The sequence below is a fragment of the Shewanella sp. SP1S1-7 genome (assembly GCF_031932105.1).
GTDB lineage: Bacteria > Pseudomonadota > Gammaproteobacteria > Enterobacterales > Shewanellaceae > Shewanella > Shewanella baltica.
Map to the genome: position 1 here is coordinate 88,297 of NZ_JAUOEU010000011.1, position 12,829 is coordinate 101,125.

14 protein-coding genes are annotated in these 12,829 nt (G+C 46.3%); 5 read left to right on the top strand and 9 right to left on the bottom strand.

The genetic code is table 11. From position 1 onward, the window contains the following. Positions 1 to 14: 14 nt before the first annotated feature. On the bottom strand, positions 15 to 293 hold the full coding sequence (locus tag Q4Q49_RS10945; protein ID WP_006081364.1) for a YcgL domain-containing protein: 279 nt from the start codon (positions 291 to 293) through the stop codon (positions 15 to 17). A gap of 123 nt (positions 294 to 416) precedes the next feature. On the opposite strand from Q4Q49_RS10945, the gene minC reads away from it, so the two are divergent. From minC to minE, 3 genes are read left to right on the top strand one after another with little or no spacing between them, the layout of a single operon-like run. Then, the gene (minC, locus tag Q4Q49_RS10950; protein WP_006081363.1) at positions 417 to 1,082 is read left to right on the top strand and encodes a septum site-determining protein MinC; all 666 of its coding nucleotides are present in this window, start codon (positions 417 to 419) and stop codon (positions 1,080 to 1,082) included. Between the two features lie 27 nt (positions 1,083 to 1,109). Beyond that, entirely contained in the window at positions 1,110 to 1,919 is an 810-nt protein-coding gene (gene minD / locus Q4Q49_RS10955) for a septum site-determining protein MinD (protein ID WP_006086391.1), read from the top strand. A 2-nt stretch (positions 1,920 to 1,921) separates the two neighbouring features. Continuing rightward, positions 1,922 to 2,179 carry a cell division topological specificity factor MinE gene (minE, locus tag Q4Q49_RS10960; protein WP_028760193.1) on the top strand — a complete coding sequence of 86 codons (258 nt, stop codon included), beginning with the start codon at positions 1,922 to 1,924 and terminating at the stop codon, positions 2,177 to 2,179. A 138-nt stretch (positions 2,180 to 2,317) separates the two neighbouring features. Here minE and rnd read toward each other — a convergent pair whose 3' ends face one another. The 7 genes from rnd to tsaB form a co-directional block, all read right to left on the bottom strand. Next, a complete protein-coding gene (gene rnd / locus Q4Q49_RS10965) occupies positions 2,318 to 3,427 on the bottom strand; it encodes a ribonuclease D (protein WP_063882836.1) in 1,110 nt (369 codons plus the stop codon). 70 nt (positions 3,428 to 3,497) lie between these two features. Further along, the gene (gene fadD, locus Q4Q49_RS10970) at positions 3,498 to 5,171 is read right to left on the bottom strand and encodes a long-chain-fatty-acid--CoA ligase FadD (protein ID WP_261273369.1); all 1,674 of its coding nucleotides are present in this window, start codon (positions 5,169 to 5,171) and stop codon (positions 3,498 to 3,500) included. A 201-nt stretch (positions 5,172 to 5,372) separates the two neighbouring features. Next, a complete protein-coding gene (locus Q4Q49_RS10975) occupies positions 5,373 to 6,239 on the bottom strand; it encodes an alpha/beta hydrolase (protein ID WP_311999348.1) in 867 nt (288 codons plus the stop codon). Between the two features lie 21 nt (positions 6,240 to 6,260). Continuing rightward, a complete protein-coding gene (locus Q4Q49_RS10980; RefSeq protein WP_311890801.1) occupies positions 6,261 to 7,073 on the bottom strand; it encodes a methyltransferase in 813 nt (270 codons plus the stop codon). Positions 7,074 to 7,283: 210 nt separating this feature from the next. Continuing rightward, positions 7,284 to 8,012: a M50 family metallopeptidase gene (locus Q4Q49_RS10985; RefSeq protein WP_006086386.1), complete on the bottom strand. Its 729-nt coding sequence runs from the start codon at positions 8,010 to 8,012 to the stop codon at positions 7,284 to 7,286. Then, positions 8,005 to 8,319 carry a hypothetical protein gene (locus Q4Q49_RS10990; protein WP_311999349.1) on the bottom strand — a complete coding sequence of 105 codons (315 nt, stop codon included), beginning with the start codon at positions 8,317 to 8,319 and terminating at the stop codon, positions 8,005 to 8,007. The genes Q4Q49_RS10985 and Q4Q49_RS10990 overlap by 8 nt, the downstream gene beginning before the upstream one ends. Positions 8,320 to 8,425: 106 nt before the next feature. Then, complete coding sequence (gene tsaB / locus Q4Q49_RS10995; protein WP_311999350.1) at positions 8,426 to 9,139, bottom strand: tRNA (adenosine(37)-N6)-threonylcarbamoyltransferase complex dimerization subunit type 1 TsaB; 714 nt, start codon at positions 9,137 to 9,139, stop codon at positions 8,426 to 8,428. Positions 9,140 to 9,490: 351 nt separating this feature from the next. On the opposite strand from tsaB, the gene hemB reads away from it, so the two are divergent. Then, positions 9,491 to 10,474 (top strand): porphobilinogen synthase, encoded by a 984-nt coding sequence (hemB, locus tag Q4Q49_RS11000; RefSeq protein ID WP_311906634.1) that lies wholly within the window; start codon positions 9,491 to 9,493, stop codon positions 10,472 to 10,474. Between the two features lie 97 nt (positions 10,475 to 10,571). Here the strand turns inward: hemB and Q4Q49_RS11005 are convergent, their stop codons facing one another. Further along, positions 10,572 to 11,477, bottom strand: coding sequence for a bifunctional methionine sulfoxide reductase B/A protein (locus Q4Q49_RS11005; RefSeq protein ID WP_311890803.1), 906 nt, complete (start codon positions 11,475 to 11,477; stop codon positions 10,572 to 10,574). Between the two features lie 397 nt (positions 11,478 to 11,874). On the opposite strand from Q4Q49_RS11005, the gene Q4Q49_RS11010 reads away from it, so the two are divergent. After that, entirely contained in the window at positions 11,875 to 12,714 is an 840-nt protein-coding gene (locus tag Q4Q49_RS11010) for a 2OG-Fe(II) oxygenase family protein (protein ID WP_311890804.1), read from the top strand. Positions 12,715 to 12,829: the final 115 nt, after the last annotated feature.

The following is a 12,829-nucleotide window of genomic DNA, read 5'->3' on the forward strand; positions in this document are numbered from 1 at the left end:
TTTATGCTATTGGCTTAATCTTTGATCCCAAGACTGAGCTTATGCTCGGCCAATAAATTCACCTGAGGTGGCGGAATTTGTAAATAAAAGCCGTTTTCTTCCATCGCAGCTCTTACCTTTTGAATATCTGCCATGCCTAACGCGTCACGTTTCGCAATAGGAAACACCATCACCAGCTTTGGCACGCCGAACATTTCCATCAAAGGCGCAGGAACATCATCAAAACAATCTCTTTTCTTCACAAATAAATAAGTATCAGCCTTTCGGCTACTTTTATAAACGGCACATAGCATAAGAGTACAAATATCCAATAGTTCAAACTTGCCAGTCAATGGGGCACACTATAACATGGTCGCCTAGTAATTTAATTGTAAAATCAGCGAACCGACTGATGATTTCTGGAGAATAGTGCCGGGATGTCAAAACCTAGCTTAGAGTTAAAAGGCGCTTCTTTTACTCTTTCAGTGCTTCATATTAATAGCAGCGATTTACAAGCTGTCATGACTGAATTAGACAGTAAGTTGGCACAAGCTCCTCAGTTTTTTCTGGGTGCTCCTTTAGTCGTCAATCTGAGTGCGATCCAACACGACAGCTTAAATTTAAGTGCGTTAAAGGATCTGCTGATCTCACGTCAATTAGTGATTGTTGGCATAACGGGCGCGACAACCGTACTCAGCAAACAGGCTAAAGACTTAGGCCTTGCCATAGTCAAAGCCGGAAAACAGAGCAGTACGCCACCGCCTGCACCTCGCCAAACTAAGATAGTGAAGCAAAATATTCGTTCAGGCCAACAAGTCTACGCAAAAAATGGTGATTTAATCATATTTGGTGCGGTAGGCAATGGCGCAGAAGTCATCGCAGATGGTAGCATTCATATCTATGGCGCATTACGAGGGAAAGCCATGGCGGGCGCGGCGGGCGATACCAGTGCCGTCATCATAGCCCACTCTCTGGAGGCCGAACTCGTTTCAATAGCAGGGCAATATTGGCTCGCTGAAAATCTACAACAACATAGCTCAGATAAAAGCGGCTGCATTCGCCTAGACGGTGAGTCGCTTATGGTTGAATCATTGCCCCTCTAAATGGCAGAACAAAGGATAGAGAGAAACATGGCACAAATTATTGTTGTCACTTCAGGTAAAGGCGGCGTAGGTAAAACCACATCGAGTGCTGCAATTGCGACCGGTCTTGCCATGCAAGGACACAAGACAGTCGTTATTGATTTCGACATTGGTTTACGGAATTTAGACTTGATCATGGGTTGCGAGCGTCGTGTGGTTTATGACTTCGTCAATGTGATCAATGGTGAAGCCAATTTAAATCAAGCGCTGATCAAAGATAAACGCTGCGACAAGTTATTCGTTTTACCCGCTTCACAGACCCGTGATAAAGATGCACTGACCAAAGAAGGTGTTGGCCGTGTTCTAGACGATTTAGCCAAAGACTTTGAGTTTATTCTGTGTGATTCACCTGCGGGGATTGAGCAAGGCGCTATGATGGCACTGTATTTTGCCGATATCGCCATTGTGACAACTAACCCAGAAGTCAGTTCAGTACGCGACTCAGACCGTATTTTAGGGATGCTGCAGAGCAAATCACGCCGCGCCGAGCTAAACCTTGAGCCAATCAAAGAATACTTACTGCTGACTCGTTATTCACCGAGCCGTGTAAAATCAGGCGAAATGTTGAGTGTTGATGATGTTCAAGAAATTCTGGCCATTGAGTTACTCGGCGTGATACCTGAGTCACAATCGGTACTGAAAGCCTCTAACTCAGGCGTGCCTGTGATTATCGATCAAGAAAGTGATGCAGGTTTAGCCTACAGTGACACAGTTGCACGTTTACTGGGCGAAGATGTCCCAGTACGCTTTATTACGGAAGAAAAGAAAGGTTTCTTACAACGGATATTTGGTAGCTAATTATGTCTTTACTCGACTATTTCAAAAGCAAGAAAAAGCCTAGCACTGCGGTAATGGCTAAAGAGCGCCTACAGATCATTGTGGCTCATCAACGTGGACAAAGGGACACTCCCGATTATTTCCCACAGATGAAACAAGAGATCATTGCCGTTATTCGCAAATATGTGCCGATTTCTGATGATCAAGTTTCTGTGCAGTTAGATCAAAACGACGCGAACCTGTCGGTACTCGAACTTAACGTCACATTGCCTGACAGATAAGTCGATTACGCAAAAAGCGTCATCTTCTGAAGAAGATGACGCTTTTTGTTGGCTGTTTTTCGGCTATCGATAAGTTTCAAATACTGCGCATAAAGTACAAGACTTCACGCGCAAGATTTAAATACTAGATTAAAAGCCTTAGACCTCAAGCTTAGCTAGGGACTCAGCGGCAATCTCGCCTCGCCATCCGCATAACACCGCGGGTAAATCCCCTTGTTGCTTATCCCAACGCCATTGCAAAAACTCATGGATATGACGTTTAGAGCCGAGCATTTCCTGTGGCACATCATGCTGTTCACACAACTCAACTAAGCAGCTTTTTATCGCCTTAAAGGCCGATTTGTAACCCGACTTCAACGCCAGCACATCCACTAACTCGGGTAAATTGACCAAATCAGCGGTTTGTAGCACACGTAATAGATCTTTACCGTGGATACGTTTTTCTTGCTCAGTCAAATCATTGAGCTTAAACAAGTCGGCCGAGGATTTAGGTTGCTTCTTCGCCAATGCGATAAGACCATGATCTTTGACCACAAAACCTAGAGCTAAATCACGCACTAAGGCTTTTTCAAGACGCCACTTGGCTAGCACTTTAAGGTAAGCCAATTGGATTTCAGTCAGTTGGAAAGCATTTTTCACTTTCAAATAGGCCGTGTCGAGATCAGGATCGGCAAGCCTGCCCTGGGTCATCCTTTCCCCTTCCTCGTATAACCAAGCTAAACGCCCTTGGGCGCTGAGTTTCGCTTTAAGTTGAGGATAGAGCTGATACAAGTACAAGACGTCATTAGCGGCGTAACTTAACTGTGCTTCCGTTAACGGGCGGCGGATCCAATCGGTACGCGACTCGCCTTTATCAATCACTTCACCCAGGCAAGTTTCTACTAACTTGGCATAACCCACACCGTGGCCCATACCACACAAAGAGGCGGCAATTTGGCTATCAAACAAAGGCGTAGGCTGACATTTGCCATAGTGGGCAAACACTTCTAAGTCTTCACTGCAGGAATGCACTAGCTTAACGATATTCGGGTCCGATAACAGCGCCCAAAACTGGGCTAAATCAGGTAAAGCCACAGGATCAATCAAAGCTAAGGTTTTACCATCATAGGCTTGGATCAAACCTAACTTGGCATAATAAGTACGAGTACGAACAAACTCGGTATCTAACACGAGTATCTTACTCTGTTTATATTGGGCAACGAGGGCATTAAGGCTTGCTTCATCACTCACATATTGAAACGCTGACAAATTCTTCTCCAGATCCTGTGGGTCAATCACAGTCCATAAAAACAAAAGCCGGCAAATGCCGGCTTCAATCTTACGCGCGCTTAGCTTCGTCTCTAAGCTCTCGTCGCAAGATCTTACCCACGTTGGTTTTAGGTAACTCGTCCCTAAATTCTACCAGCTTCGGTACTTTATATCCCGTTAAATGAATACGGCAGTGCTTAATGATGTCTTCAGCGGTTAAAGATTTATCTTTTGCCACCACAAATACCTTCACTAACTCACCACTGGCGTCGTTTGGCACCCCAACTGCGGCCACTTCAATCACTTTAGGATGCAGTGCAACCACTTCTTCGACTTCGTTAGGGAACACGTTAAAGCCTGAGACTAAGATCATGTCCTTCTTACGATCGACAATATAGAAGAACCCTTTCTCATCCATGTAACCAATATCGCCCGTGGCTAACCAGCCGTCAGTATCGATCACTTTGGCGGTTTCTTCAGGACGTTGCCAATAGCCTTTCATCACTTGCGGGCCTTTACCAAACAGCTCGCCAGTTTCGCCTTGGGCTAATACCTTGCCGTCATCATTACGGATTTGAATGAGTGTCGAAGGTGCAGGGAAACCAATTGAACCGTTGTAACCATCTAAATTATATGGGCAACAGGTTAATAGAGGTGAGGCTTCCGTCAGACCATAACCTTCGAGTAAACGGGTCTTAGTGATGGCTTGCCATTTATCCGCGACGGCTTTTTGTACCGCCATGCCGCCACCGATAGAGAGTTTTAAGCGCGAAAAATCCAACTGGGAAAAATCATCACTGTTCACTAACGCGTTAAATAAGGTGTTTACCCCAGTCAATGCAGTGAAAGGATACTTTTTCAACTCGGCCACAAATCCTGGGATATCACGGGGATTGGTGATGAGTAAGTTCTGGCTGCCTTTGTGCAAAAACAGCAGGCAATTCACAGTCAATGCGAAGATGTGATACAGCGGCAAGGCCGTTACCACAAACTCGCTGCCATCGTTTAAGGCGGGCGAATAAGCGCCATCGGCCTGCAATACGTTGGCGACTATATTGCCATGGGTCAACATCGCCCCTTTAGACACCCCAGTTGTGCCGCCTGTATATTGCAAAAACGCTAAGTCGTCGTTAGTGACTTCAGGCTTGATGTATTGCATGCGGCGACCAGTTGATAAGGTGTCGCGCATAGATAGTGCGTGGGGTAAGTCGTATTTAGGGACGAGCTTCTTAATGTACTTCACCACAAAGTTCACTAAGGTGCGTTTTGGTGCACTTAATTGATCACCTAAACTGGTGATAATGACGCTTTCAACGGGCGTTTGTTCGACCACTTCTTCTAAGGTGCGGGCGAAGTTTGACACGACAACGATGGCTTTGGCGCCCGAGTCAATCAACTGATGTTTAAGTTCGCGCGGGGTATATAGCGGGTTAACGTTAACGACCACCATACCGGCACGTAAAACCCCAAACAGTGCAATCGGGTATTGCAACAGGTTTGGCATCATTAAGGCGACACGATCGCCCTTTTCAAGCTTTAATTCATTTTGTAGATACGCGGCGAATGCACGGCTGCGTTCTTCCAATTTACGATAGGTTAGCGTGGCACCCATGTTGATAAATGCAGGTTGGTCTTCATACTTAGCCACCGCTGTTTCGAACATATCAACAAGCGATGAGTACTGCTCCACATTAATTTCAGCAGGCACATCTTTTGGCAAATGATTAATCCAAGGCTGATCCACTACTCTCTCCTAAATCCCCACAACTGCGGAAACAATATCCATACAAGCGTCAAGACTCGATAAATACCGAGTTAAAATACCGGCTTACATTTTATAGTTATTGATTGACTCGTCATAAATCATACGAGCGTTTTAATTTTGATCATCATCACATAAAAAAAACAAAAAACCTAGCGTCTTTTTTAGGGCAGTAAAAGCACCCTATTTAACGAATTCGCGGATCAAGCGCGCGACACCTTCGGCATTGTCCATGTGCACATGGTGATCGCCCTCTATTATGTGTTCAGACAAGTGTTTGAACCAGGTTCGCGCCTTAGGTATGGCGGTCTGCAACTGGCTAAATCCCTGTTTGCCACACACTAATAAGGTTTCAATATTGATGTCCTGCATTAATGCATCAACTTGAGCGAAGGTTAGCCTTTGGGGTGAATCTAATCTCAATCGAGGATCACTGCGCCAACCTATGCCCTCACCTTCGGGTTGCATATTACGCTCGAGCAACAGACGACACCAAGGTTGGGCAAGTCCTGTTAAATGTGCCCTCGCCCGTACTGCGGTATCTATGCCGTCATAAATTTTTGCCTGCCCATGCTTCTGGGTTAAATACTTCTCGTGTTGATAGAAGCTTTTTCTTAATCGTGCTTTCGCCTGCGTTGGCGACTCAGACAAGGGGCTTAACGCTTCAATCAATACCAGCTTGTTGACCTTTTCTGGAAACGTCGCCGTATACGCCGAGGCAATAATGCCACCGAGCGAATGCCCCACCATAGCCACAGGATTTTGCGGTAATGCCGTTAACAGTGCATCCAAATCATACAAGTAATCAATCCAATGCAGCGGATAATGCCCCGGCCTGTGCGCCGAAAAGCCGTGTCCAGGCCAGTCAATGGCGAGCACTTGATAATCGAGTAAATGTGCCGCTAAGGGCTCAAAACTGTTGGCGTTATCTAACCAGCCATGTAAGGCCAGTAATAAAGGTTTATCCTTCGCCCCCCATAATCGGCCCGCGACCTTAATATGAGGTAATACAAATTCGATTTGATTTTGGGGGGCGAGAGATTGCCACATAATGCCTCTGATGTCAGGTGATTAAGATGATTTTTTGACAAATTTGAGTGTCATACGATCACTTTCACCGATCGCTTGGTATTTTTCTTTATCCGTGTCACCCAAAGCAAAAGATGGCGGTAGCGTCCAAACACCTTTGGCATAATCCTTAGTATCTTTGGGGTTCGCATTGATTTCGGCGCTTTCAACTAAGGTGAAACCGGCTTTTTTGGCTAAAGCAACCATGGCCGCTTGGTCCATATAGCCAGTGCTAAAATTCATCCCTTCGTTGGCTCTATGCTCCACCACACCAAAGACACCGCCGTCTTTCAATACTTTATATGACGCGGCAAACACATTCTCTAACTGATCACTCGATGCCCAGTTATGAAGATTACGGAATGTTAATACCAGATCGGCACTGCCATCGGCGCCTAAATCCATCTTTTGTGGAGGATCGAAGGTAACAATCTTTGCATTGCCCATGACGTCTTTATTGGCCGTCATCCACGCAGCATACTTAGTACCAGCGTTGGCGCGATAGCGATTTCCGGGTGTATCCGTCGCGGGAGCGGTTTCGAAACTGGCGGCGATATATTGGCCTTCTTTGGCTAAATAAGGCCCTAATATTTCGCTATACCAACCATTACCTGGCCAGAGTTCAATCACAGTTTGTGTTGGGGTAATGCCAAAAAAACTTAAGGTTTCAGCGGGATGACGATAAACGTCACGGCTGGCATTTTTAGCCTGACGAAAATCGCTTTTTAAGACTTTATCTAAACTTTCATCGGCGTAGGTAACACTCGAACATAAACCAGCAAGCAGTAGACTGGCAACTAAGGTGACTTTTTTCATTGTAATTCTCCATGGATACCGAAGGCATAAGCTAGCAGCCAATGGCCAAAAATCCAAGGAATAGAAGTCGTAAAACCTAGGTTTGAGTGACATAAGTGGTTATGGCTCAAAGTGATGAGTCAATTCACCTTTAGCTAAACCAATAAAGCGCAAAGCGGAAAAAAGCCAGAGGAAACACAATACGCCTGAGGTATTAAATGACCTTGATGATTAGCGACTCGCAGCGTTATCCACACGGCGCCACGCAAAATACAAGGCGCAGGCACTGGTTAATAACCAAAGTCCCACCCAAATCCACGCGGGGATCCAAGAACGTTCGGCCAACATCACCGCATCACCTTGGCCATCAAGCCCGAGCAACACAGTTGGACTTGCCAGCGCATTAAGCATGATCATCAAACCGATAATACGCAAAAACTGGGTCAACATTTTGTTTTGACTGAGTTTAAGCGGTAACAACAAAATAATAGTGAGTACGGCTAGAATCGCCAGCGTGAGAATATCTCTGCCCCAAAGCAAGCCGCTTAGCACCACTAAAGCGCCCAGCAAGGCAAAGCTCACGCGGATCCCCTTTGGCCAAGTCGCGAGCAAGTAGATTAAATATCCCCAACAGGCCGCGCCAAAATACCCAGCAAAGCCAATCAACATCGGCGAGCCGCCTTGGCTAAAACAAAATCCGGCGCCATTCGGAAACAACTGAATATGGCTGACCACGCCCGAGCTTAAAATCGTTGCAATGCCATGGGACAGTTCATGAAAATAGCTTTCAAGCCATTTAAACGGCACGCTTAAATAGGGAATGCGAGTGATGAGTAACGCCACCACCAGCTCGATAATAAACAAGCCACGGCTTGGCACACCGCTGGCGGCTAAACCCGTTAATTTAGAAGAGGAAAATCGCGAGGTAGAACGGGGAGGCTTTTGTTGATGTTCAAGCATACAAGTCCACGCCAACCATTTGCTGAATTTCATCGCGTTTGGCGGCATGTTGAGTTTGTAAATATTGGGCTATCGCCCCCTGATGGCCACGAGTGTCTTGCTCATACTCGAGGTGGGCGCCGAGCCTTGACTGTAAATTTCCCGCTGCGCTTTTACTTTTAGGCTGTGTTTCTAAACTAAGGGCTTCGACGGCATCTTGCTCAATCACTGGGCGTGACGATTCAGGCACGGTTAGCCCCTGAGCGATAGCGGGTCTATTACTCGCTACAGCATTCGTCAAACTCATTTGATTCACATTCACTTGCATCAAGAAGCCTTAAGTTTGCACTATTCATCGTTAAGCCATTCATCGTAAAGAATGCTTAGCAGCAATTGCCTGAGATTCTATCGCAGATACTCAGGAAAAGAACAGCTTATTCACGACCGGGTAACTTTTTCCATGTGACTGTATCACGTAAATACACAGGTTCAAGCTCATCGACCGAGGTTGTTAGCCCTGCTTTGATACCTGCTTCAGCCAATATCAGCATAGCCCTTGCATCGGGATATTTCACGGCGTCGAGAGCTAAAATCCCCTTGCCGAGTGCCAGTAAATCAGGATACGCATCAAAACCTGTGCCGCAAGCCACAATGGGCGCTTGAGTATCAAGCTGAAGTTGTACGTTGGCAGGCGCACTGACCACTTCTTTACCGACTAATGTCGCAATACCATCGACGGCCACAAACTGCCCCCAATACACTTCACCCATGCGCGCATCAATGGCACACAGCACTTGCTCGGCTTGATGCTCGCTAATGGCCATTTGTGCCATAGCCGCTAAGGTTGAAATACCAATCACAGGCAAATCTAACCCCAGTGCCAGACCTTGGGTCATGCTAGTGCAGATACGGATCCCCGTGAAACTGCCAGGACCTCGACCATAGGCTATCGCCGCCACTTTATCTAAGCTAATGCCTGCTTGCTTGAGCACTGAATCGACCATAGGCAACAGACGCTGGCTGTGTTCACGCGGCGCATCGGCAAGTTCAGCATAAATCTGACCTTGATATTGCAGCGCAGCTGAGCAGGATTCGGTACAAGTGTCTAAGGCAAGAATACAAGCAGAGTGTTCATGTGTTATTGTCATTTCAAAACCGGATTAGCGGGCAAGATTTCGCATCAAGTTGACCATTTCGGTATTGTGCGAATATGCCATGAGTAAACTGGCGCAAATAATAACATCAAATGCCCGAAAACAAAGGGCTAAGCAAGCAAGTCAGCTAAAATAGCGCCCGCATGATATCCAGTAGCAAATCAGGACTTGATGGATTTATGTGATCTAAGTCAATGATCGATAAACTCATTAAGGAATACCGCCAGCTTGGGGAAACTTTTTCAACTTTGCTTGTCAGAGCAGACAAGTCTGGATTGAATTCATTCCTTGCCATTCCTTTACTATTGTACGATAGCACTAACCCGCCTTCGATAAGGATATTTCATGTTAAACACGCCTCCATTGCGTCGCCTAAGACGCTTACGTAGTTCAGAAGCGATGCGCGATCTGCTGCGCGAAACCCATATTTCGTTAAGCGATCTCATCCATCCCCTGTTCATTGAAGAGCACATCACCCACGCAGTGCCTATCTCCACTCTACCTGGTATCAGCCGCTTACCTGAGACTGCACTGGCGGAAGAAGTGCGCGAGCTTTATGCCCTCGGGATCCGCTATGTGATGCCCTTTGGGATTTCCCACACTAAGGATGATAAAGGCAGCGACACGTGGGATGACAATGGCTTACTCGCCCGCATGGTGCGCACCATTAAAGCCGCCGTGCCTGAGATGATGGTGATCCCCGATATTTGTTTTTGTGAATATACAGATCACGGCCATTGCGGCGTGGTGCACAATAATGAAGTCTGCAACGACCTCACCGTCGAAAATTTAGTTAAGCAATCGATAACAGCCGCCAAAGCGGGCGCTGATATGTTAGCACCATCGGCCATGATGGACGGTCAAGTGAAAGCCATTCGCCAAGGGCTTGATGCCGCAGGTTTTGAACATGTGGCGATTCTGGCTCACTCGGCAAAATTCGCCTCTTCCTTCTACGGTCCTTTTAGAGCCGCGGTCGATTGTGAACTCAGTGGTAACCGCAAGGGATATCAGCTTGATTATGCCAACGGTCGCCAAGCCCTGTTAGAAGCCTCATTAGATGAAGCCGAAGGCGCCGATATCCTGATGGTTAAACCCGGTACGCCCTACTTGGATGTGTTAAGCCGTTTAAGACAAGAAACTCACTTACCACTCGCCGCCTATCAAGTCGGCGGTGAATATGCGGGCATCAAGTTTGCCGCCCTTGCAGGTGCGTTGGATGAGCGTGCAGTGGTGACAGAAACCTTTGTCGGCTTAAAGCGAGCTGGAGCGGATTTGATTGTCAGCTATTACACCAAACAATACGCCCAGTGGTTAGCCGAGAGTAGATAGTTCCCTCGGTAACTATCGTTGCGGACATTAAAAAATCGATTAAAAACGCCACCTTTATCGGTGGCGTTTTTGTATTTAGCATCCTGCGCTGAATTGCTTAAGCTTTTTGCAATCGTGCAAACAAGGCTTTCACTTTTTCGACTTTAGGGCGCACAACCATCTGACAATAAGGCTGCTCACCGTGTAAAGCAAAGTAATCATTGTGATAATTTTCAGCGGGATAAAACGTCTCAAACGCTGACACTTGGGTCACTACTGGCGCATCAAAAACCTTGGCTGCTGCTAACTGAGTCAGCATAGCGGTAGTTTGCTCTATCTGCTCAGCATTATGGGCAAACACCACGGAGCGATATTGTGGCCCCTTATCATTGCCTTGACGATTGAGCGTGGTCGGATCATGACTCTCAAAAAAGACCTTTAACAGCGTCGTAAAATCAATTTCCTCTGGATTGAACTCAATATGCACAACCTCTGCATGGCCAGTTTGGCCTGAGCAAACCGATTTATAATCGGCATCATGGGCATCACCGCCAGCATAGCCAGAAGTGACGTTCACCACGCCTTTGAGGCTTTGAAAGATAGCCTCGACGCACCAAAAACACCCAGCGCCAAAAGTCGCAAAGCTGTTCGATGCTGGTTCAACAGCATCATCCATCCCTTTAAAAACCATAGAAACGGAGTTAACACAGTGACGAATATTATTGGGGGTTAACATCTCACCTTCAAAAACATGGCCCAAATGGCCGCCACATTGGCTACAGACAATCTCGGTTCTGCGGCCATCGGCGTCAACATGGCGCGTTACAGCGCCGGCGATTTCATCATCGAAAGCTGGCCAGCCACAATGGGCATTAAATTTATGCTCAGAGCGGTACAAGGGCGCATGGCATTTTTTGCATAAATACAAACCCTTGGCATCATGATCATAATACTCACCACTAAATGGGCGTTCAGTGCCTTTTTCTTCGATAACATAGCGTTCAAAATCGGTCAGTTTGTTCATATTAATGCCCTTTCGACTCACGTCGTTGTCTATTTTGATACTCTTTGATTAAGTTGATTAAGTTAATTAAGCAGCTGTTCCATAAAACCCAACATAAGACCCACTCCAAGCAAGATATCTTGCACTCGGCTTCAAAATGCGGCTGACATCAATCACAACAAATCTAATCACAACACATCCAATAACCCATACTAACGGGTTTAACGGCTAAAATCTTGCCACTTAAGTCAGTCCTAATCTAAGCATTTAAATCAGTGCGCATTAAGCGACAACATAAATGACGGAAAATACAGCAGTTGCTCTCACTCACCCTCGCGGAGTGTTTGCACCCGCTCAAGCGCACGGCTACACTTGCTGCGGGTCAAATTACAACTAAATATAACAAGTAGAAACCACAATGAAATTAGAAACCATTGATTACCGCGCTGAAAACAGTGCCCAGCAATTCGTTGAATCACTTAGGGAAACTGGCTTTGGTGTTTTATCTAATCATCCGATTGATAAGCGCTTAGTTGAAGACATCTACACCGAGTGGCAAGCCTTTTTTAATTCAGAAGCTAAAAACGACTATATGTTCAAAAAAGAAACCCACGACGGTTTCTTCCCCGCATCAATTTCTGAAACCGCCAAAGGCAACACAGTCAAAGACATTAAAGAGTACTATCACGTTTATCCTTGGGGCCGGATCCCCGATTCACTGCGTGCCAATATTCTCGCCTATTACGACAAAGCCAATGCGCTGGCTTCAGAACTTTTAGAGTGGATTGAAACCCACTCACCCGAAGACGTAAAAGCCAAGTTTTCGATGCCATTGCCAGAAATGATCGCCAACAGCCAAAAAACCTTACTGCGTATTCTGCATTACCCACCGATGACGGGCAGTGAAGAAATGGGCGCCATTCGCGCCGCCGCCCATGAAGATATTAACCTTATCACAGTGTTACCTGCGGCCAATGAGCCTGGGTTACAAGTGAAAGCCAAAGATGGCACTTGGTTAGATGTCCCCAGCGATTTTGGCAGCATTATTATCAATATCGGTGACATGCTACAGGAAGCGTCTGGCGGTTATTTCCCATCGACGTCACATCGCGTCATCAATCCTGAAGGTACGGATAAAACCAAACCACGGATCTCTTTGCCGTTATTTTTGCATCCAAACCCTGCTGTCGTGCTGTCTGAGCGTTATACCGCCGACAGTTATTTGATGGAAAGACTGCGCGAACTAGGGGTTATTTAACCCTTAATACCGCCTATTAATCCGAGAGATAATCGCAAGAGACAGTCAAGGATTAAGCGATTAAAGCGCCTTAGGGCGCTTTTTTTATGACATTCGCCACCTTCAAGGTAGAATA

Coding starts and splice junctions, on each gene's coding strand:
- Q4Q49_RS10945 (WP_006081364.1), bottom strand. CDS start 293: ATGCTATGTGCCGTTTATAAAAGTAGCCGAAAGGCTGATACTTATTTA.
- minC (WP_006081363.1), top strand. CDS start 417: ATGTCAAAACCTAGCTTAGAGTTAAAAGGCGCTTCTTTTACTCTTTCA.
- minD (WP_006086391.1), top strand. CDS start 1,110: ATGGCACAAATTATTGTTGTCACTTCAGGTAAAGGCGGCGTAGGTAAA.
- minE (WP_028760193.1), top strand. CDS start 1,922: ATGTCTTTACTCGACTATTTCAAAAGCAAGAAAAAGCCTAGCACTGCG.
- Q4Q49_RS10975 (WP_311999348.1), bottom strand. CDS start 6,239: ATGTGGCAATCTCTCGCCCCCCAAAATCAAATCGAATTTGTATTACCT.
- Q4Q49_RS10980 (WP_311890801.1), bottom strand. CDS start 7,073: ATGAAAAAAGTCACCTTAGTTGCCAGTCTACTGCTTGCTGGTTTATGT.
- Q4Q49_RS10985 (WP_006086386.1), bottom strand. CDS start 8,012: ATGCTTGAACATCAACAAAAGCCTCCCCGTTCTACCTCGCGATTTTCC.
- Q4Q49_RS10990 (WP_311999349.1), bottom strand. CDS start 8,319: ATGCAAGTGAATGTGAATCAAATGAGTTTGACGAATGCTGTAGCGAGT.
- tsaB (WP_311999350.1), bottom strand. CDS start 9,139: ATGACAATAACACATGAACACTCTGCTTGTATTCTTGCCTTAGACACT.
- hemB (WP_311906634.1), top strand. CDS start 9,491: ATGTTAAACACGCCTCCATTGCGTCGCCTAAGACGCTTACGTAGTTCA.
- Q4Q49_RS11005 (WP_311890803.1), bottom strand. CDS start 11,477: ATGAACAAACTGACCGATTTTGAACGCTATGTTATCGAAGAAAAAGGC.
- Q4Q49_RS11010 (WP_311890804.1), top strand. CDS start 11,875: ATGAAATTAGAAACCATTGATTACCGCGCTGAAAACAGTGCCCAGCAA.